Source organism: Sphingomonas sp. ABOLH (assembly GCF_003951715.1).
In the GTDB taxonomy this organism is placed as follows: domain Bacteria; phylum Pseudomonadota; class Alphaproteobacteria; order Sphingomonadales; family Sphingomonadaceae; genus Sphingomonas; species Sphingomonas hankookensis_A.
Map to the genome: position 1 here is coordinate 42,919 of NZ_QQWV01000014.1, position 20,896 is coordinate 63,814.

At 64.4% G+C, this 20,896-nt stretch carries 15 protein-coding genes and 1 other annotated feature; of the genes, 7 read left to right on the plus strand and 8 right to left on the minus strand.

Features of this window, described 5'->3' with window-relative positions; translation table 11 throughout:
• Positions 1-2: 2 nt before the first annotated feature.
• From CA237_RS09010 to CA237_RS09035, 6 genes are all read right to left on the minus strand, one after another.
• Positions 3-947 (minus strand): glycosyltransferase family 2 protein, encoded by a 945-nt coding sequence (locus tag CA237_RS09010; protein WP_126013761.1) that lies wholly within the window; start codon positions 945-947, stop codon positions 3-5.
• Entirely contained in the window at positions 947-1,240 is a 294-nt protein-coding gene (locus tag CA237_RS19875) for a hypothetical protein (protein WP_206432965.1), read from the minus strand. Before CA237_RS19875 ends, CA237_RS09010 begins: the two co-directional genes overlap by 1 nt.
• Before the next feature lie 314 nt (positions 1,241-1,554).
• Positions 1,555-2,688: a glycosyltransferase gene (locus CA237_RS09020; protein ID WP_126013762.1), complete on the minus strand. Its 1,134-nt coding sequence runs from the start codon at positions 2,686-2,688 to the stop codon at positions 1,555-1,557.
• A complete protein-coding gene (locus CA237_RS09025; RefSeq protein ID WP_126013763.1) occupies positions 2,685-3,899 on the minus strand; it encodes a hypothetical protein in 1,215 nt (404 codons plus the stop codon). Before CA237_RS09025 ends, CA237_RS09020 begins: the two co-directional genes overlap by 4 nt.
• Positions 3,896-5,290, minus strand: a complete 1,395-nt coding sequence (locus tag CA237_RS09030; protein ID WP_126013765.1) for an oligosaccharide flippase family protein — start codon at positions 5,288-5,290, stop codon at positions 3,896-3,898. Before CA237_RS09030 ends, CA237_RS09025 begins: the two co-directional genes overlap by 4 nt.
• 291 nt (positions 5,291-5,581) lie before the next feature.
• A complete protein-coding gene (locus CA237_RS09035) occupies positions 5,582-6,652 on the minus strand; it encodes a glycosyltransferase (protein WP_126013767.1) in 1,071 nt (356 codons plus the stop codon).
• Positions 6,653-6,810: 158 nt separating this feature from the next.
• On the opposite strand from CA237_RS09035, the gene CA237_RS09040 reads away from it, so the two are divergent.
• The 4 genes from CA237_RS09040 (at position 6,811) to CA237_RS09055 (ending at position 10,889) form a co-directional block, all read left to right on the plus strand.
• A complete protein-coding gene (locus tag CA237_RS09040) occupies positions 6,811-8,037 on the plus strand; it encodes a glycosyltransferase family 4 protein (protein WP_126013769.1) in 1,227 nt (408 codons plus the stop codon).
• A gap of 168 nt (positions 8,038-8,205) precedes the next feature.
• Positions 8,206-8,556: a hypothetical protein gene (locus tag CA237_RS09045; protein ID WP_126013771.1), complete on the plus strand. Its 351-nt coding sequence runs from the start codon at positions 8,206-8,208 to the stop codon at positions 8,554-8,556.
• A 114-nt stretch (positions 8,557-8,670) separates the two neighbouring features.
• Positions 8,671-9,597: a replication initiator protein A gene (locus tag CA237_RS09050; RefSeq protein WP_126013773.1), complete on the plus strand. Its 927-nt coding sequence runs from the start codon at positions 8,671-8,673 to the stop codon at positions 9,595-9,597.
• Between the two features lie 431 nt (positions 9,598-10,028).
• The gene (locus CA237_RS09055; protein WP_126013775.1) at positions 10,029-10,889 is read left to right on the plus strand and encodes a helix-turn-helix domain-containing protein; all 861 of its coding nucleotides are present in this window, start codon (positions 10,029-10,031) and stop codon (positions 10,887-10,889) included.
• Positions 10,890-11,033: 144 nt separating this feature from the next.
• Here the strand turns inward: CA237_RS09055 and CA237_RS09060 are convergent, their stop codons facing one another.
• The gene (locus CA237_RS09060; RefSeq protein ID WP_126013777.1) at positions 11,034-12,521 is read right to left on the minus strand and encodes a SulP family inorganic anion transporter; all 1,488 of its coding nucleotides are present in this window, start codon (positions 12,519-12,521) and stop codon (positions 11,034-11,036) included.
• A 59-nt stretch (positions 12,522-12,580) separates the two neighbouring features.
• Positions 12,581-12,636 (minus strand) — a sequence feature (sul1 is cis-regulatory element that is thought to sense ions involved in sulfur or methionine metabolism; They are found in Alphaproteobacteria).
• A gap of 156 nt (positions 12,637-12,792) precedes the next feature.
• Here CA237_RS09060 and CA237_RS09065 point away from each other — a divergent pair.
• Positions 12,793-14,880: a catalase gene (locus CA237_RS09065; protein ID WP_126013779.1), complete on the plus strand. Its 2,088-nt coding sequence runs from the start codon at positions 12,793-12,795 to the stop codon at positions 14,878-14,880.
• Between the two features lie 252 nt (positions 14,881-15,132).
• Here the strand turns inward: CA237_RS09065 and CA237_RS09070 are convergent, their stop codons facing one another.
• Positions 15,133-18,171 carry a TonB-dependent receptor gene (locus CA237_RS09070; RefSeq protein ID WP_164523852.1) on the minus strand — a complete coding sequence of 1,013 codons (3,039 nt, stop codon included), beginning with the start codon at positions 18,169-18,171 and terminating at the stop codon, positions 15,133-15,135.
• 174 nt (positions 18,172-18,345) lie between these two features.
• Here CA237_RS09070 and CA237_RS09075 point away from each other — a divergent pair, with 174 nt between their 5' ends.
• Positions 18,346-18,807, plus strand: coding sequence for a GNAT family N-acetyltransferase (locus CA237_RS09075; RefSeq protein ID WP_126013783.1), 462 nt, complete (start codon positions 18,346-18,348; stop codon positions 18,805-18,807).
• 363 nt (positions 18,808-19,170) lie between these two features.
• Entirely contained in the window at positions 19,171-20,889 is a 1,719-nt protein-coding gene (poxB, locus tag CA237_RS09080) for a ubiquinone-dependent pyruvate dehydrogenase (protein ID WP_126013785.1), read from the plus strand.
• The last annotated feature ends 7 nt before the right edge of the window (positions 20,890-20,896 follow it).

The window sequence follows — 20,896 nt, forward strand, 5'->3', positions numbered from 1 at the left end:
TGCTAATGATGTCTCGGGCCGATCTCGACACCCAGGCGATCACGGATCGCATCCGCTAGAGGCCTTCCCGCCTTCACCTGCTGTCGTATCTCGAGAACCTTGGCATCGACCAGCAACCGGTACCAGCAGCCCTGGAGAAAATGAAAGAACAGGCCCGGCACGCCATCCAGGAAGCCAAGCAGGACCACATAGCGCAGCGAGAAATACAGGAACGCCCGAAGCGCCAGCGGGATGCGGTTGTAGATGCGCTCCTTTATCAGGCGCTTGATCGCCGGAATGCGGCCAAGTCGCCCCTGATCGGTAGCGCCTGCCTTCCCCGTGCCCGCATTCGCCAAGAGAATCTGCACTGCTTCCCGACTGGCATAGCGGTTGTGCTTGTCGGTCCACCACGAAATACTGTTCAGGTTTTCGTCGAACAGATCGATCTGGGTCGCGCGTACATCGCCATCGACGACCACATGTTCATCCATCCAACGTTGCTCGGATCGCCCACGTCCGAGCCGCCACAGGCGCAATTGCGGATTGGGCTCCAGCCCGCCCCATCGCAACCGGCGGCCTAGGAAGATGATATGACGGCGCAGTTCGAACCCAGCGACACCGATCGGTGCGGCCGCGATCTCGTCGCGCAGCATGTCATGCTGGCGCGGGTCCAGATATTCGTCGGCATCGATACGCAGGACCCAGCTTCCGTCCGGTTCGCCTAGCATGTCCAACCCGACATTGACTTGGCCGGCATGGGTCACGAACGGATGGACCACGACCTCCCCACCAAGCTGTCGACAGATCGCAGCAGTGTCGTCGCTGGACCCTGAATCGACCACCAGCACACGGCCGCACAATCCCTGCAAAGACTGTAGGCATCGTTCGATATGGATCGCTTCGTTCAGCGTGATGACCAGTCCGACAATCGGGACCGATCCGGGCGATATCGACGATTCGGCCAGCATCACTTCTCTACCGATGGCTGCGACGATACGCGACGTTCGCGCACCATGCGTGCCGGATTGCCGGCGACCACATGTTCGGATGGAACGTTGCGGGTCACGACCGCTACCGCAGCCACCACCGCCCGGATGCCGATGTCGACCCCCGGCCCGACAAATGCCCCGGCCGCTACCCAGGCCCCTTCCCCGACGACGATCGGCGCGCCGATCAGGGTGAATGCGGGATCGTCGATGTCGTGGCTGGCGGTGCAGAGATAGGCTTTCTGGCTGACTACGCAGGCCCGGCCGAGTTCCACTGGCGCTACATTGTAGCAATCCGCTCCCGATCCAAGGCAGCTTCCCTGCCGCATCGTCAACCGATCCGGTGCCCAGATGCGCGCAGTGGGATAAATCGCGGTCCCGCCCTCGATCCGTGCACCGAACCACCGCAGCAGACAGCGCCGCCAAGCGTGAAGCGGCACCGGAGACCAGCGAAACAGCGTTGCCTGCACCAAATTCCAGCCCATCCGGTACAAGCGGTCGCGTAGGCCGGGGGGGGGGAGATGCCGCATCGTGGTGCGCGGAGGGGGGAAGGCGGGTTCGGTCACATTCTTATCCCGGATGCTGGGGATCACGCATGGATGAAATTGGGTTGTGAGCCCTTTTGTGCCGCCCATGCGTAAAGCTCGGCCATCTGTGCGGCAACCGGCTGCCAGGCGAAGTCGCGGGCCATCCATTCCCGCCCGCGGGCACCCATTGCCCGACGCGTCTCGTCGGGCAGACGGATGGCATCGACCAGCGCGCTGCCTAGTGCCGCATCGGTCTGTGGAATCCACCAGCCCGCGTTATGATCGACCAAGGCCGACCAGGGAGCGCCGTCACTGCAAATAACCGGGGTTTCGGCCGCCAAAGCCTCGGCAACGACGATACCAAAATTCTCGTCGCGGGTCGGCAGAACGAATAGTGAAGTCCGTCGGTAGCAGTCCCATTTGCGGTCGCCATAGGCGGCGTCCTCGAACCGGATATTGGGGATGTTCATCCGCTCCGCTGTTGCGCGATAGGTAGCCGCGGCAGCGTCACCCTGCGGTCCGACGATTCGCAGGGTCCAGTCGGGATGGCTAGCGGCGACCGATGGCCAAACCCGTAACAACGCGTCCAGCCCCTTTTTTGCATGCAGCCGGCCCAGGAACAGGACCTCCTTCTCCCGCCTGCGCGACGATTGGGTCGGTAGGTCGATACCGATTGGTATCACGGCGATGGGAGCCTTGATGCCGAAGGCGCGGATGTCATGCGCCTCCTTCTCGCTGGTGGCGTGCCAGCAAGCGGCTCCCGCTACTGCCCTGCGCTGGAACAGGTGCCAGAACAGTGTCTTCTTGGCCTTGGAAAACTGCAGGGCCTCCGCCCCCAACATCCCGTGCGGACTGACGATCAACGGTATTCCGGCATGCCTTGCAGCATGGCCCGGATAAACGTTGGGGAGCAACCATAAGCCGTGCGAATGGATCGCCGCTGCGGTGCGTGCCTCCTCGACAAGACCGAGGCGAAGCGCCGCACTGGGGCGCATAGCGGGCAGGACCGGTAGCCGCGTCTGGTCTTGGGGAAAGTACCGCGCGGGGATCGCTGGTGCTTCGGGACCGGTGGTCAGTATCTGCGCATCCACCCCTTGCGCGGCGAGTGCACTCAACAGACGTTCCAGATACACGGTGGTGCCTGCTGCCGCTTCATGCAGCGAGGCGATGCACTGGATAATGCGGCCCTTAGTCACACCGTTGCCTTCCGATTGGCTGAACCTGTGCGCGCGCCATGGATGATCCGGATGATCCGCACCAGCAATGCAAGGAACAGGATAGCCCAGACGAAGCGGGAGCCGGCGCGAAGCGAAAATACCATGCCGCCGACCAGCATCCAGATCACGGGAAGCAGAGCAACCAGTTGCGAACGCTGCGACACCTGCCCAAACAGCGACCTGGTCGCAACGAACGACAGGCAGGTCATGCCGGCGAGCAGCACCGGCACGATCACCATGCCGGCATAGCCGAACCAGAACAGCGGCTCGGAATAGATGTCGGAATTGAGACCGACTACGTCCATGCTGATCCCCAACACGCCGTTGAGGCTGGTCTGTTCGAAATATCGGGGCGGAAACAATCCCGATGGAGCGGGGGAATAATAGGCAATGAACTCCAGTATCCGGTAGAACGAGAGATCGCTGCCGATGCTGGCCCGTGCCTCGAACACGCTCATCGTGTCGAGGCCAGGGAACGAGTTCTGCAGGATGGGGCGGAAAACCCGGCCGATATCAAGGCTGCCGACAATATCGAACACCGACGCCCAGAAATTGGCATAGGAGGGCAGCCCGCGCGCTTCGAACGCTGCCGCCAGAGCGATCAACGCCGCAACGATCATGACGCTGGCCAGAAACCGGTATCGGTTGAAGAACATGGTGGCGGCGGCGACAATAAACGGAATGGCGACCGAACGGCCCGCATCCGCTGCAGGATATAAGGTGGCGGCGAACAACAGCAACAGCAGCGGAACGACGTTGCCGATGCTCGGCCGGGTCGATGCAGCGACGATACCGGTCAGAAAGACGAGGAGGCTGATCCGACGAAGTATTTCGCTGCCCGAATGGCGGAAGGTAACCTGGGCGGTAAGCAGGTCCGAATCGAGCCAGATATAGACCAGCGCGAACATGCATGCCGCCGCCAGAATGCCGGTGGCGACGTTCGTCGGCAGGCGGATCGGCGAATTGTTCGTCGTGGCGGTGAACTGCCGGAGGCCGAAGAAACGCCGGAAGGCGAACAACGCGAGCGTGAACACTATGCAATAGGTTATCGCCGCCAAGTACATTCGTTGCGAAGGCAACGACACCATGAAAAATGAAAAAGAGAGCGCGCCTGATTCTTTTAGAAGAGCGATCCCGATCGACCCGAACAGGACAACAGCAGAAAAAATATAGCAGTAGATACGGTTCACTTGTCCGACTCCACCGGTGATCCGTTACTGGACGGGATCGGGACGATGTTTTTTGCCAACCACATATATGGCACGACCATGCAGAAGAATAGGGCAATGTCGGTGGCAATGATTGCCCCTGCGGCGCCCATGTGCGGCAGAAGCACGAGTTTGAGCGCAACGTTGACGACCATCATCGTCAGGCTGAGCAAAATCAGCGCACGGCGTCGGTCGAGACTGTACAACAGGTTTCGCCCGCCCAGCTCGAGCACCGCGACTACGCAGTAGATCGCCATGCCGGGTACCAGCCAGGCTGTCGGTACCAGCGCCTTTCCCAGCCACAGCCTCGTGACCCATGGATGGGTCGCGGACAAGAACAGGGCGGCGACGAGTGCAAACCCGCCGGCCATCGCCAGCGAAGTGAAGAACGATCGCCGAATCCAGGCGAACTCGCCATGTACCGCTGCGCGCGCATAAGCCGGCCATAGCGTCTGGAACACCAGTCCGACGAGGACGAACGGCAGGGAGTAGAGGCGATTGAACACGGTATAGGGGGGGACTGCCTCGGCTGAGACCAGCGAAGCGATGAAGAACTGGTCAGAGGTGACGGACAGCGCCACGGCGACTTCGAGCAGCAGATACATGCTGCCCGCGCCGAGCAGGCCTTTCTGCACGGTGCGCGAAAGCAGCTTGCGCTGGGGCCAAAGGTCCGCCTCGCCGCGCAAGAATACCCAGCCCCCCAGCCCCCTGACAAAGGCCGGGAGGACCGCCAGCGTGAACACCAGCGCCGGCGTTCCCTGATCCAGCGACAAACACAAGAAGAACGCCGGTAGCGAACTGGCTAGTGCGATCAGTTCCCAAAGGCTCGCATGTACGATCCTCTGTAAGCCGTAACGCAGGCGGACGAACACGTTGACCCACAGGTTGAGTGCGGTCGATGCGAGTACCAGAAATACGATCCACGGTGCCTCGGCGACCGCCCGTGCAGTTCGTAGAGAAAACACCACGCGCCAGTCCACGCCCCATGCTATCGCGGCACCGACCGGCAACAGCGCCAGCGACACTAACCCCACGACCATCGCCGCATTGGTCAGCAATTGTCGTACGGCAAAGCGATCACCCCGCGCCTCGCTGGCCGCGACCGACGTAACCAACGAATTGGATATGCCGCCGTCGGCCAGCGAAAGGACCGCCATGAACGATGTAGCGGCCATCCACAGCCCGAACCGCTCCGCATCCAGATGCCGCAACGCGAGCGGTATCGTGACGAACGGCACGACCATCGCTACGATGCGGGCTAGGCCAAGCGATGTAACGCTTCGCGCTATCTTCGAAAACCGACTACCGCCGCTGCTCTCGGCGCGTTGGCGCAGCCATCGCACCCAACTGGTAAGCGAAAATTGTCCGGTCATTCCTGATCCGATCCGAACCACGCGGCGCGTCTGTGTGGTGTCTTTGCAGTCATGCGGTACCGTCCGCAGAGGTTGCGGTGACCGCGCACGACGTCTTCACGCGCCGCCGACCCTTGCCGGATATCCTTGCTGCTTCATCGTCCGTCCGCCTAATTCCAGCCTAGAGACGTCGGATGACTCCTTGCGCCTGGCCGCCCATACCATCGATTGAAGAAAGCGCGATAGGTTAGCGCAGTGCGCGCTGCCGCAGCATTGCCGGGAACGTGCATGCTCGTCGACCGCGCGGTGCGCTTACGACATCACCCGGGCAATGGCGGCGATCGCCGTACGTGCGAAGCGCTCGGGTCCGAAATCCTGCGCCTTTGCCAGCGATATCTGCTGCAACCGGTCAAGATCGGCCTTGGACAGGGCGGCGGCGTTCTCCAGTGTTCGTTCAATCGCATCGACGCTGCCGGGTTTGAAACGCAGCGTGGCACTGTCAGCGAAATCCTCGGCACTGCCGATCGCGGTACTCAATAGGAGGCCACACCCCGCCAGTGCCGCTTCGTGTACCACCAAGCCCCATGCCTCGACATGCGAAGGCAGTACGAAGAACCGTGCAGCGTCGAAATGGGCGCCCAGTTGCGAAGGTTGTACGAAATCCCGTATCTGAATGCCGTCAGTTCGCGGCAGGTTATCTTTCAACGGCCCGCTGCCGATCACTTCCAGTTCCCATTCGGGATGCTTCCTGCGAAAGCGGGAAAAGGCGGTACACAGTTCCATGACGCCTTTGCGCGGAATGAACTGGCCGACGAACAGGAACCGGGGCGCACGCTCGGCCAGCGCCGGTCCCGGTTGGAACAGGGCGGGGTCCGCACCGTACATCCCCTGGAAGATTCGGTCGCGCGCTAGCCCGAAATACCGCATCAACCGGTTACCCGAGGTGCCCGGTACAATCATTGCGTCGAAGCGCGAACGGTAGCGCAGGCGGAACCAAACGGCCCCCAGCACCAGCTGGCGGAAATCGCCACGGAAATTGGCGTCGCTCATCCCAATGACCCGCCCGCCCGCATGGCGGACCTCGTCGCCCAGAGCGTTGAAGGCCGGCGAGTTCCAGCCCGACTGGAAGAATACAGACGGGACTCCCAACCCCAGGGCGGACCAGCTCGTCGCCTGTTCCGGGTCGATCCACAGGATGGGCTGCCCCAAGGCGTCTTCCATACCCTCGACCGGTACCGCCGGACGCGAACCGATCACGGGGCACGGCCGGTTTAGGTCCCGTACCGCCGCCCGGAGAAGACGCGCGGCATATTGCGGCAGCCCGTTCCAGGAAAAGGCGACCGTCACGTCGGACGGAATGGTCGGCACGGTATTGGAAAGCATGCAATGGTTCCATGTTTCGGGTTGTCACCCGGAGGCGAAAGCATCTAGCGGACATTTATGAAACGGGAAAGCCGACCCGCCTGCCGTAATGGGTGGGTGTGCAATGTCCATGATGGCCGTCAAGCGTCGCGATACGAAGGAACAGGGGGCGTTCATCAATGAACAAGAAGGTTATTTTCGTAAACCGCTTTTTCTGGCCGGATGAAAGCGCGACATCGCAGATTTTGTCCGACGTTGCGTTCAACATGAACGTACCCAATACCGATACCATCATAATCACAAGCCGCCTGTCCTACAGCGATCCGAATGAACGCTATTTGGACGCCGAAGACATCAATGGCGTGCGCATCGTGCGGGTATGGACGAGTGCCGGTGGCAAGAGTCTGGCCCATAAGGCATTGGCCTTTGCCTCGTTCTATGTCACCGCCACGATCGCTGCTTGGCAGTTGCTGCGCAAGGGGGATGTGCTGGTCGCCAAGACCGATCCGCCGCTACTTTCGATCCCGATGTTGCTGGCTACGCGTTTGCGCGGGGCGCGATTGGTGACATGGCTGCAGGATCTCTATCCCGAACTGGCCGGCGAACTAGGCGTCGCCGTTGCTCGCGGAATGTTCGGCAATAGCCTGCGTTGGTTGCGTAACCGCAGCCTGAAGGCCGCTGACATGAATGTCGTGATCGGTCGGCGCATGCACGACTTACTGGTCACTCAGGGAGTGTCGCCGAACCGGACTTTGATCATTCAGAATTGGACATCAGATCAGACGCTTGTTCCGAATTCTGATGGTTACCAAGCGTTGCGCGCACAATGGGGATTTTCGTCGTCGGACATTGTCGTTGGCTATTCGGGTAATCTTGGTCGTGCCCATGACGTGGGCACGCTGCTCGACGCTGCCCGAATCCTGCAGGAGAAAGGACGCAGCGACATTCGCTTCCTCTTTATCGGTGGCGGCAAGCTTCGCGAGCAATTGAGCGAGCGTGCCGAGCAACTCGGGTTGACCAACATCGTGTGTCGCCCCTACGTCGAACGAGCGTTTCTTGCACAATCTCTCGCCGTTTCGGACATTCACTGGCTTAGTTTGCGTCCGGAACTGGAAGGTATGATCGTGCCGAGCAAATTCTACGGTATTGCCGCCGCAGGCCGCCCAGCGATCTTTATCGGTGCCGAAAATGGGGAAATTGCGCAGTTACTCGCCAACCACGCGGCCGGGCTGAACTGCCAGATCGGCGATGCCGCACGGCTTTCCGGTCAGATCGAGCACCTTGCCGCCAATCCCGCGTTACGTGCGACGCTGGGCGCCAATGGACGACAGGCGATCGATACCGAACTTAACCAGAAGACAGCGTTGGAGGCATGGACGTCATTGATCAAGCAACAGACGGCCTGATTTTGCAAGGGGTCAAGCGGTCTTGTCATGTCAGGGACGTCGACGCATCTAGTCGGTCGGTAATTAGGAACGTCACTAGCCTATATCAGGGGTCGGTTCACAAGCAGTGTCCTATCTCCGATTGATTTGCGCTGGCCGGCAACCGGTCTGTCAGTCTATCAGAAGGTGATGCTCAACCTTTCCATCTTCGCTGCCTTGGTATTCGCTGCCACCACGGGGCAGATATCATATTCCGGATCAGACAGCGCCACGGAACAAGGTGCTCCTCCACCGCCTCGGCAACCCCTTGTTTCCGATACGATTGTCACCGAGCAACCAGGCCAGCGCCAAACGCGCGAGCAGATCGCGCAGGACGCCGGCATCGAACCGATGGCGCGGATCAATGGGCGGATTCAGAACCGAGTGCAGTCGCGGATACGCAACCGGATCGACCGCTATTATAACCCGCAGGCCAATGCGGCATCGCCGTTCGAGGTCGCCGGTGAACAGGCGCGTGCCGCCGGGCGGTCGCGGCGGTGATCGTCCGACTATTTCCTACTCGAAAGCACGAATGGGCGCGGTCGTCCGGCAGCAACCCGTGCGGACAGGCCCGGTTTTCCGTCGTATCTTCGTGCTTTCGAGTAGAAATACCCCATGACCCGCAAGCCTCCCGCCCCCAAGGTACCTCCCCGAACCCCGGCCCGTCCGCAGGGCGACCTGTTCCGGCTCGACAGCCCGCTGACCGCCGAAATCCGGGGCGAGCGGTCGCTGATGGCGTTCCCGTTCTTCGCGCTCGCCAAGAATGCGTGGATGAAGCCGCTGACCTATCAGGCGAACAACGTCACGATCGAGGTCCGCCCGTCGGCCAGCGGCGTCGCGACCATCTATGACAAGGAAATCGTTCTCTATATCGCCAGCCTGATGCTGGCGAAGATCGAGGTGGGCGAGAGCGTTACCCAGGACTTCGTCTTCACCGCGCACGATCTGTTCACGGTCACCGGCGCCAATCATTCGGCGCGGTCGTACGGGCGACTGTCGGAGGCACTGGAGCGGTTGCAGGGGACGCAGATCAAGACCAATATCGAAGCGGGCGGCGAGGGCGAGGAGGGCTTCTTCTCGTGGCTGTCCGAGGCCAAGCTGCATTATTCGCGCACCCGCGGCGGCGAGCGGCGGCTGAAGGCGGTCAAGGTGCGGCTGTGCGACTGGCTGTTCCGCGCGATCCTGCTCGACCGGCATGTGCTCGACTATGCTGCGGCCTATTTCCAACTCGGCCCGATCGAGCGGCGCATCTACGAAGTGGCGCGCTCGAGTGGCGAGGCGCGGTTGGAAACCGACCTTGCGACCTTTCGCCTGCAGATCGGCTACCAGAACCCCCTGCCCAATTTCCGCAATGCTTTGAAGCAGATAGCGGCAGTCGACAGCATCCCCGACTATCGGCTCGAGCTGATCGAACAGGCGATGGACGCGAGCGATGCCCCCCGGCGCGGGCGGCGCAGCGCGCCGGTGCGGGTGGTGCTGACCAGGCGGCCGGCGCAACTGGGCGGCAGTGATTCGGAAGCAGGCGAATCACCCGCCGGTTGAGCGGCGCATTTCCTACCCGAAAGCACGAATTCGTGCGGCCTATTCCTATCCGAAAGCACGAATCGGCAGGCGCTTTCCTACCCGAAAGCACGAATCGAGCGACAGAGTTTGCGCCGAAACGGGTGCATTTTCGTACTTCCTACTCGAAAGCACGAACCGGGAACGCTTCCGATGTTGGATTTCATCTGCAAAGGTTGGCCAACATGCCGGCAACGGGGCCGGCGGATGAGGGAATGGCCGTGACCACATAAAGGAAAGCCCGGCACGAAGGCCGGGCGTCCCAGGGATTTGGAGCGACGTCGCCAAACGTCGAACTGCCTCACAACAGGTTCTCTAGATACCCCCGATCGCTTGCCGGTTCAAGGACGCGCGCTTCGCGCCACGCCCCTTTTTTGCAAAAATGGTCCCGGCCCCGGACAAGGGGGACGAAGATGGCGCTCATTCTGGCGCAGGCGATTGCGCGCATCAGCGCGCTGGACCAAGGCGCGCGTATCGGCGCGGTGGACAAGGGCACAGCGACCGAACCGCGCAGCCCACGCCGCGGCGGCCTGCATCGCACCGGCATGCCGGTGCGGCGCGGCAGCGTCGAGGCGGGAACGGTCGAGGACAATTTCTTTGCGGTGCCGGCTAGGGGCGAGACCGACCGGCTGCTGCGCGCGGCGCGCGCCGCGCTGGATGCCGGTCGCCGCGCCCGTCGCACCGCGCGTGCCGAAGGGCGGATGCTGGATGCGGCGGAGGCGGCGCTGGCGGGCCTCACCGCCGCCGCCGTGCGCGTGTTCGAGGAAATCTGCACGCTCGCCCGGCTGAACGCGGGCAAGGTCTTCCCGACCTATGACCATCTGGCCAGGGCGACCGCGCTCGGCCGGGCGACGGTGGCCCGCGCGCTGTCGGCGCTGGAGGCGGCGGGGTTCCTGATCCGCCAGCGGCGCTTCTGCCGCACGACCGGCGCGGGGCCACGCTATCGCCAGACCTCGAACATCTATCGCGCGCTGCTGCCGGGCAAGCTGATGCGCTTCCTGCCGCGCAGCCTGCACCCTGCGCCGCTGCCGTGCGATGTGGTGGTGCATCAGGCGGAGACGGCGGCCGAGCTGATGGCGATGCGGGCGACGCTCAGCTGCAAGGAGCTGGCCGAGGTCACGCTGGGCGGCGCGCTCGGGCGGGTGTTGGCGTCGCTCGGCGCAGCGATCGACCGCGCCGCATGCGAGTCTCATTCCGATCCGCAACCGCTATCAGAGTCTTATCATAAGGCGACAAATGTCGTTGGCCTCGCCGGCCAACGGCGTTTGGCCTGACGGCCACAATCGGCGATGGTCACAAACCACGAAACCAAACCCCTAGCGGCACCTGCGGGACGCACCGGCTTACGCCGGCGCGATGCTCTCCGTCGAGAGCAGGTGGCTTCGGGCGTGGCCATTACAGAGGCCGGTGCCGGTGGATCAATGCGGCACGACGCCCAGTTCGACGCCGGTCTTGTCGTGCAGCGCGAAGCGGTCGATCAGGTCGGCGCTGGCGCGATTATAGCCGATGATGGTGACGGTCGCGCCCTGCTGGCGCAGGCGGACCACGACCTTGTCGAGTGCGTCGACGCCCGAAATGTCCCAGAAATGCGCCGCGGTGACGTCGATCGTCACCGGCCCCGACGCTTCCACAGCGAAGGCGCGGCGGAAGCGGTCGACCGAGGCGAAGAAGATCTGCCCCGTAACCCGGTAGGTGACGCCGCCGTCCTCCACGATCCGATCGACCGCGAACATCCGCTGGACCTTCCCTGCGAAGAACACGCCCGACAGCAGCACGCCCGCCAGGACGCCCAGCGACAGGTCGTGCGTCGCGACGACCACGACGACGGTCGTCAGCATGACGATCGAGGAGGTCGGCGGGTGGCGCCGCAGATTGGCGATCGAGTTCCAGCTGAACGTGCCGATCGACACCATGATCATCACCGCGACCAGCGCCGGCATCGGCACCCGCCCGACCCACGGGCCGAGCACGGCGAGCAGGAACAGCAGGAAGGCACCGGCGACGAAGGTCGACAGCCGTCCGCGTCCGCCCGAGGTCACGTTGATGACCGACTGGCCGATCATCGCGCAGCCGCCCATGCCGCCGAACAGCGCGGCGACGATGTTCGCGCCGCCTTGGCCGGCGCATTCCTGCGCCTTGTCGCTGTCGGTATCGGTCATGTCGTCGACGATCTGCGCGGTCAGCAGCGATTCCAGCAGCCCGACGGCGGCCATGGTCAGCGACGTCGGCAGGATGATCCGGAGCGTCTCCAGCGTCAGCGGCACCTGCGGCAGCGCGAAGCTCGGCAGCCCCTCGGGCAGCTTGCCCATGTCGCCGACCGTGTTGACCGGCAGGCCCATCGCGATGCTGATGATGCTCAGCACGAGGATCGCGACGAGCGGCGACGGCACCGCCTTGGTCACGCGCGGCAGCAGGTAGATGATGGCGAGGCCGAGCGCGATCAGCGCATAGCTGTGCCAGCTGACCCCGGTCAGCTGCGGCAGCTGCGCCAGGAAGATCAGGATGGCGAGCGCGTTGACGAAGCCGGTGATGACCGATCGCGACACGAACTGCATCACCCGGTCGAGCCGCAGCAGTCCGGCGGCGATCTGGATCACCCCCATCAGGATCGTCGCGGCGAAGAGATATTCGACGCCGTGGTCGCGGACCAGCGGCCCCACCAGCACCGCGATGGCGGCGGTGGCGGCGGAGGCCATGCCGGGCCGCCCGCCGAGGAACGCGATCGTCATCGCGATCGTGACCGAGGCATAGAGGCCGATGCGCGGGTCGACCCCGGCGATGATCGAAAAGCCGATCGCCTCGGGGATCAGCGCGAGGGCGACGACGATCCCGGCGAGGACATCGCGGCGGATCTGGACGGCACCGCCGAACCATTGGCGGCGGTAGGTTGCAAAATCGAAGGTCATGGAAATTCCACATCGGGCCGCAGCGCGCATCTCTCGGGCGCGGATCATGGCTGCGGGGATGTTGTCCGGCGGATCGGCGGCCGGAATAGCCACCCGGAATTGCACCGGGTCCAGGGCGAATGGCGCGCGTCTAGCCGCGCATGGGGTGCAGGGCAAGGGTCGGCGTGCCCGACGATGATACCGCCTTGTTATTTTGTACGGATCCGGCGCCGGGGCAACTTCACCTCCCGCCGGGACGTTGAACGGCAAACCCGACCCCCAAGGATTGCCCATGACCGACACGACTGCCCTCAACGCCGGCAATGGCGGCGAAACGCATCAGGTGACCGATGCCGATCATCCGGTGCTGACCACCAACCACGGCACGCCGATCAGCGACAACCAGAACCAGCTGAAGGCGGGGCCACGCGGCCCGGTGCTGATCGAGGACGAAGTCTTCCGCGAGAAGATGAATCATTTCGACCATGAGCGGATTCCGGAGCGGATCGTCCATGCCCGTGGGAGCGCGGCGCATGGCTATTTCGAATGTACCGACAGCCTGGCCGACGTGACCGTCGCCGACCTGTTCCAGAAGAAGGGCCAGCGCACCGAGGTGTTCACCCGCTTCTCGACGGTCGCCGGTGGCGCCGGGTCGGTCGACACCCCGCGCGACGTGCGCGGCTTCGCCGTCAAATTCTACACCCGCGAGGGTAACTGGGACCTGGTCGGCAACAACATCCCGGTGTTCTTCATCCAGGACGCGATCAAGTTCCCCGACCTGATCCACGCCGCCAAGATGGAGGCGGATCGCGGATACCCGCAGGCGGCGACGGCGCACGATACCTTCTGGGACTTCATCTCGCTGATGCCGGAATCGACCCATATGATCATGTGGGCAATGTCGGACCGCACCCTGCCGCGCACCTTTGCGAACATGGAGGGGTTCGGCGTCCACACCTTCCGCTTCATCAACAAGGAAGGCAAGTCGACCTTCGTCAAGTTCCACTGGAAGCCCAAGGCGGGGCTTGCCTCGACCATCTGGGACGAGACGGTGAAGATCGCCGGCGCCGACCCCGATTTCCAGCGCCGCGACCTGTTCGAACGGATCGATCGCGGCGATTTCCCGGAATGGGAGCTGGGCGTGCAGCTGTTCGATGAGGATTTCGCGAACAGCCTGCCCTATGACGTGCTCGACGCGACCAAGATCATCCCTGAGGAAGTGCTGCCGGTGCGGATCGTCGGGCGGATGGTGCTCGACCGTTACCCGGACAATTTCTTTGCCGAAACCGAACAGGCGGCATTCGTGCCGAGCCATGTCGTGCCCGGCATCGGTTTCTCGAACGACCCGCTGCTGCAGGGGCGGCTGTTCAGCTATACCGACACCCAGCTGTCGCGCCTCGGCTCGGTCAATTTCCACCAGCTGCCGATCAATGCCGCCAAGGGGCGCGCGGCGGCGGCGGGCTGTCCGTTCCTGAACCAGCAGCGCGACGGCCATATGCAGATGGCGGTGCCCAAGGGCCGCGCCAATTACGAGCCGAACAGCCTGGCGAAGGCCGGTGAGGAAGCCGGCGCGCGCGAGGACCCGGAGAAGGGCTACAAGACCTTCCCCTCGGAGGAGCAGGGCCAGAAGCTGCGCATCCGCCCCGAGAGCTTCGCTGATCATTACAGCCAGGCGCGGCTGTTCTTCCGCTCGGTCGACCCGGCGGAACAGGCGCATATCGCCTCCGCCCTGGTGTTCGAACTGTCGAAGGTCAGCCTGGAGCATATCCGCACCGCGATGCTCGCCAACCTGCGCAACGTCGACGAGGATCTGGCGAAGCGCGTCGCCGATGGCCTCGCGATGGACCTGCCCGCCGCCTCGCCGACCAAGGTGCCGGTGCAGGACATGGACGTGTCGCCCGCGCTGCGCATCATCCGCGGCCCGCGTGAACTGCACACGCTGGAAGGGCGCAATGTCGGCATCCTGATCGCCAATGGCAGCGATGCGGGCGACCTCAAGACGCTGAAGGACGCGATCAAGGCGGCGGGCGGCAATGCGATGACCATCGCGCCCAAGGTCGGCAAGGTGCCGCTGTCCGACGGGTCGACCATCGCCGCCGACGCGCAGCTGTTCGGCCAGCCCTCGGTCACGGTCGATGCCTGCGCGGTGATCCTGTCGGCGGACGCCGCCCGGAAGCTGACCAGGGAAGGCGCCGCCGTCCAGTGGGTGATGGACGCGTTCGGGCACCTCAAGGCGATCGGCCATAATGCGGAGGCCAAGCCGCTGCTCGACAAGGCCGGCGTCGAGCCGGACGAAGGGGTCACCGACCTCGCCGGCTTCGTCGAGGCGGCGAAAAAGCGCTACTGGGACCGCGAACCCAACGTTCGCACGCTGGCGTGAGGTAGATAAGATACGAGAACGGCGGCCCTCCCCTGTCGGGAGGACCGCCGTTTCCGTGTCGGGTGGGTTCTGATCGACTTGTGTCGATGCGGTGCCGGTCCGCTCCCCCACCCGGCCACCCACAGCGTATCCTGATTGGGTGGCCGGGTGGGGGTAGCCCAGCAAAGTACTACTTTGCTGGGACCCGTGGGGGAGCGGGCCGGCACCGCTCTGATCCGGCTTTGCCGGATCAGGCTCCAGGCGCCAGACCGATCAGAAGCGGAAGCTGGCGCCTGCGCGGAACTGACGGCCGATCAGGCCGGCATAATGCCACGTCGTCAGGAAGTTCGGCGCGCTGGCATAGGCGGCCGGGGCCAGCGGCGCCTTCACGTCGAACAGGTTCTTCACGTTCAGGAAGAACGAGAAATTGTCGTTCACCTTGGCCGTGCCGTTCAGGTCGACGTTGATGAACGATTTGACGTAGCAGAACTGCTCGTTCTGCGGCGACGAGCGAGTGTAGAGATTGCCGGTGGCGCAATCGCGCGGCAGGTTCTGGTCCTCCGACACCGCCTTGATCCGGCTGACATAATAGGTCGTCGCCGACAGGGCGTACGGCCCCACCTGCACCGTGTTCTGCCAGTTGCCGCGCCATGCCGGCGTACCGTTGCCCGACGACAGGTTGTACGGCCCCATCGTCCCGGCATAGTTCTGGACGTTGCCGTTCGCCTCACCTGCATTGAGGTTGTATTCGAGGATGTGGGTCACCTCGACACGGCTCGTGAAGGTCGCGTCGTCCGCGATCGGCGCGGTCAGCGTCGCCGCGAAATCGATGCCCGAGGTCGTCGAATAGTTCGCGTTCACATAGGGCACGTTGATGATGAGCACGCGCGGCAGCGCGTTCGGGAAGTTCGGATCGACCGCATCGACGCTGTTGACCGAATAACCCTGCCCGATGGCCGCGACCGCGGCCTGTGCGGCGGCGAGGTTGGCCGAGTTGTAATAGGCCCGTACCGCATCGCCGACCAACGGGCCGCTGACGATCAGGTCCTTCTTGCGCACATTGTAATAGTCGACGGTGAAGCTGAACCAGCGGACGGGCTGGAAGATCATGCCGGCGGTGAAGCTGCGCGAGATTTCCGGCTTCAGGTCCGGATTGCCCGCCGACCCGCGACCCAGCGAATATTGCAGGTTGTACGGGTTGCCGTTGGCCGAGCACGACGTGGTGGTGCCGGTCCCGCCATGCTGCAGGATGAAGTTGCACGGCGGCGTGGTGGTCACGAAGCCGGCATATTGGCTGCGCGCGCCCGATTCCGCAAAGGTCGGCGCGCGGAAGCCCTCGCTATAGGTGCCGCGGAACGCCAGTTCGCGGATCGGCGTGAACTTCACCCCGACCTTGGGCGAGAAGTGGCTGAACCCTTCCGAATAATGGTCGTAGCGGCCCGACGCGTTCACTTCGAGCTGCTTGACGATCGGGGCGCCCAGTTCGAAATACGCCGCCGACACGGTGTGCGCGCCGAACGCCGAAGCGGTCGTCAGGCCATACGTGTCGAGGTTCACGTTCTGGTTGTTGTTTTCCAGCGTCTCGCGCCGCACCTGTCCGCCGATGGCGAGCTGGAGCGGACCGCCCGGCAGGTCGAGCAGGCGCGCGCTGAGCGACGCATCGGCCGATGCCATGGTCGAGAAGGACGGCGTGACCTTGTCCGGGGCGATCAGGTCGCGCACCGCCTGGCTGTTCGCCTGCGGATTGACGAAATTGTACGAGCCGGTGTTGATCGCGCGCAGCAGCTGCTGGATGTTCAGCAGGCCGTGCTGGGTGATCTGCATCTCGTCCCGGGCGTACACCCCGTCGACGCGCCAGGCGAAGCGTTCGTCGTCGAACGACCCGGTCAGGCCGGCGGCGGCGCGATACACTTCGTTCTTGCGGTCGCTGCCGCCGGCGATGTCGCCGAACATGTAATAGATGCGCGCGGCGCTGGTCGTCGGATCGGCGCCGGCCACCGCGAACGGGTTGTTCGGGTTCAGCTGGCGATCGGCGGCGGTGGCGCAGTTGGTGCCGGCCGAGCAGATATACATCGGCAGGACGATGCCCGGGTTCGCCGATGCGACCGACGGCGCGGCACCGAAGGGCTGCGTCGCGCGGATGGCCGACGGCGTGCCGTTGATGCTGACGTCGCTGCGGCTGTAGCTGGCGGTGACATAGCCTTCGGTCGTGTCGCTCAGGCGGACGCTGAGCCGCGCGTTCAGCGCATAGCGTTCCTGCAGCGGCTGAATCTGGCGATACAGGTCGACCAGATCGTACTTGCAGCCGGTGCCCTGGACCGCGGTCGTGTTCACGGTGAAGGTGTCGCGGGCGCAGTTGCCGAGACCCAGCGCGCGATACTGGTTGGTCAGCGGCGAACCGGCCGCGCCGCTCAGCGGGTTGTTCAGGTCGGTCTGGCGAACGCGGGTGACATAGGCGGTGGGGACATTGACCGTCAGCGAATTGTCCGACGGGTTGTTGTCGAGACCGCCGATCGAGGTCAGGTCCTGCGTGTTGTACGGGAAGCCGCGGCTGTGGTTCGACACCCGGCCGTCGCGCTGATATTCGCCGTTGATGAAGACGTTCCAGCCATGGGCGTCGTAATCGCCGGTGCCGATCGTCAGGTGCGCGCGCTGGTGCGAGGCATCGCCGCGTTCCGCGATACCGCCTTCGACCAGGCCGTCGATGCCGGTGAAGTGCTTCTTCAGGATCACGTTGACCACGCCGCCGATCGCATCGGCGCCATAGGTCGACGATGCGCCGTCCTTCAGCACCTCGACCTTGTCGACCAGGCTGAACGGGATCGAGTTCAGGTCGACATAGGCGTTGCGGCCGTCATCGTTCAGCGGGAAATTGGCCGAGCGCAGCCCGTCGATCAGCACCAGCGTCGACGAGACACCCAGACCGCGCAGCGAGACCGCCGAACCGCCGGCCGAAAAACCGCTCTGGAAGCCGGTGCCGATCGACCCCGCGCCATCGGCCGAGATCGAGCGGATCGCGTCCGACACGTTGGTGATGCCGGCCTTCGCCAGCGTGTCCGACGTCAGCACGGTGACCGGCGACGGGGTTTCGCTGTCGGTGCGGCGCAGCAGCGATCCGGTGACGACGATCTCGGTGCCCTGGTCGGCGGTGCCTTCGGTCGTCGTCGGGTTCGTCACCTGGTCGCGCGCATCGAGGGTGCCGGGCGTGGCGGGCGTGGTCTGCGCGGCGACGGGGCCGGCGATCAACGCGGTGGCAAGCGCACAGGTGGCGGCACCCGCGACGAAGCGCGAGCGACCGAAAACGATCTTCATAGGGTTATTTTCCTCCGGTCGAGGCGAACGATGCCCCCGCATCGCCGCGTCATGCGCGACAGATGTTCGAGTGTGCCGCCCGAGTAAAGCAGGGCAATTACGATACCGAAATATTGTAACGATATGTTGCCCGACCGACACACCGTTGTAATATATCCGGCATCGGGGGGACGTATGGAGACACGAAGGGCATCGATCGCGGATGCGGACGCCATGCACCGCGTGCTGCGCGCGATCATCGCCCGCACCGGGCGCGAACGGCCGAACGACGTGGCGTTCGTGACCGGCCACTATATCGCCAACCCGGCCGGCATCGCCTGCACGGTGGCGGTCGATGCGGCGGGCGCGGTCATGGGGTTCCAGTCGCTGGTCCGGGCGGAGGCGGGCAATCGCTACGCCGTGCCGCCGGGCTGGGGCATCATCGGCACCCATATCGACCCGTCCGCGCACCGGCAGGGCGTGGGCGCCGCGCTGTTCCATGCCACCCGCGCGGCGGCACAGGCGGCGGGGCTGACGAAAATCGACGCCTATATCGCCGCCGATAACGCCGGTGCGCTACGCTATTACGAGGCGATGGGGTTTCGGACGTATCGGGAACCGGAGGGCATCGTGCAGAAGGTCTGCACGCTGGGATAGGGCTGGTTCCTGCCAATATCCCGGACGCGGCCGGCAACGAACCGTACCCCCGCGCAGGCGGGGGTCCAGGAGCGTCATACGCTACCCGCTGTCCTGCTGGGTTCTGGACCCCCGCCTGCGCGGGGGTACGGCATTGGTCGCATGGGGACGCTTTCGTGGCGGACCGGATGCCACACACGTCATCCCAGCGCAGGCTGGGATCTCCCGGCAAGGGAGCGCGCGCCTCGCCACAGGAGGCCCCAGCCTGCGCTGGGGCGACGTCCCTTGCCGAACCCCCACGCAACCCATCTTGTGCACTTCGCACGAAGCCAATCGCGTGCTCGCCGGTTTCCCCTCCCGAACCCGTTTCGCGAAGGACCTCCCATGCAGATCGCCGACCTCATCACCGACACGCTGATCGCCGCCGGCGTGGAGCGGATCTGGGGCGTGACCGGCGACAGCCTGAACGCCATCAACGACAGCCTGCGCCGGTCGGGGAAGATCGACTGGATGCACGTCCGCCACGAAGAGGTCGCCGCCTTTTCGGCGGGCGCGGAGGCCGCCGCGACGGGGAAGCTGGCGGTGTGTGCGGGGAGCTGTGGCCCCGGCAACCTCCACCTCATCAACGGGCTGTTCGATTGCCAGCGCAACCGCGTGCCGGTGCTGGCCATCGCCGCGCACATCCCGTCGAGCGAGATCGGGCTGAACTATTTCCAGGAGACGCACCCGACCGAGTTGTTCCGCGAATGCAGCCATTTCTGCGAGATGGTGCAGACCCCCGAACAGCTGCCCGAACTGCTCCACCGGGCGCTGCGCACCGCGATCGGGCAACAGGGCGTGGCGGTGCTGGTGATCCCGGGCGATGTGGCGCTGAAGGACGCCCCGAAGGGCGCGCGCGCCGACTTCGCCGCCCCCCTCCCCCCGCGCATCGTGCCGCAAGCGGGCGAAATCGAGCGCCTCGCCGAACTGCTCAACGGATCGCAGGCGGTGACCCTGCTGTGCGGCGCGGGCGTGGCGGGGGCGCATGACGCGGTGGTCGCGCTGGCCGCCAAGCTGAAGGCGCCGATCGTCCACGCGTACCGGGGCAAGGAATGGATCGAGTGGGACAACCCGTACGACGTCGGCATGACCGGGCTGATCGGTTTTTCGTCGGGCTATCACGCGATGATGGAATGCGACACGCTGCTGATGCTCGGCACCGATTTCCCCTATCGCAACTTCTATCCCGAAAGCGCGAAGGTCGCGCAGGTCGATCGCGACCCCTCGGCGCTCGGGCGGCGGGCGCAGATCGACATCGGCATCGTCGGCGATGTGGGGGAAGCGGCGGCGGCGCTCACCCCGCTGATCGCGCCCGGCCGCGACGAGGGTTTTCTGACCAAGGCGCGCGCCCATTATGCCGATGCGCGCAAGGGCCTCGACGACCTCGCCACCCCCCGCGCGGACGACAAGCCGCTCCACCCGCAATATGTCGCGCGGGTGATCGATGCGGTCGCGGCCGACGATGCGGCGTTCACCGTCGATGTCGGCACCCCGGCGGTGTGGGCGGCGCGCTACCTGACGATGAATGGCCGGCGGCGGCTTACGGGCTCGTTCAACCACGGGTCGATGGCGAACGCGATGCCGCAGGCGATGGGCGTGCAGGCGGCCTATCCGGGGCGGCAGGTCGTGTCGCTGTCGGGCGATGGCGGGCTGACGATGCTGATGGGCGACATGCTGACCGCGGTGCAGATGGGGTTGCCGATCAAGATCGTCGTCTTCAACAATTCGACCTTGGGCTTTGTCGAGCTGGAGCAGAAGGCGGCGGGCTATGTCGACACCAATGTCGCGCTGAAGAACCCCGATTTCGGCGCGATCGCGGCGCAGATGGGCTTTTTCGGCGCGCGCGTTACCCGGTCGGACGAACTGGAGGGCGTGCTGCGCGCCGCGTTCGCCCATGACGGCCCGGCGCTGGTCGATGTCGTGACCGAGACGATGGAACTGGCGATGCCGCCCAAGATCAAGGCGGAACAGGTCAAGGGCTTCAGCCTCTACACGCTGCGCGCGATTATGAGCGGGCGCGGGGACGAGGTGATCGAGCTGGCCAAGGCCAATCTGTTCCGGTGAGGGTGGC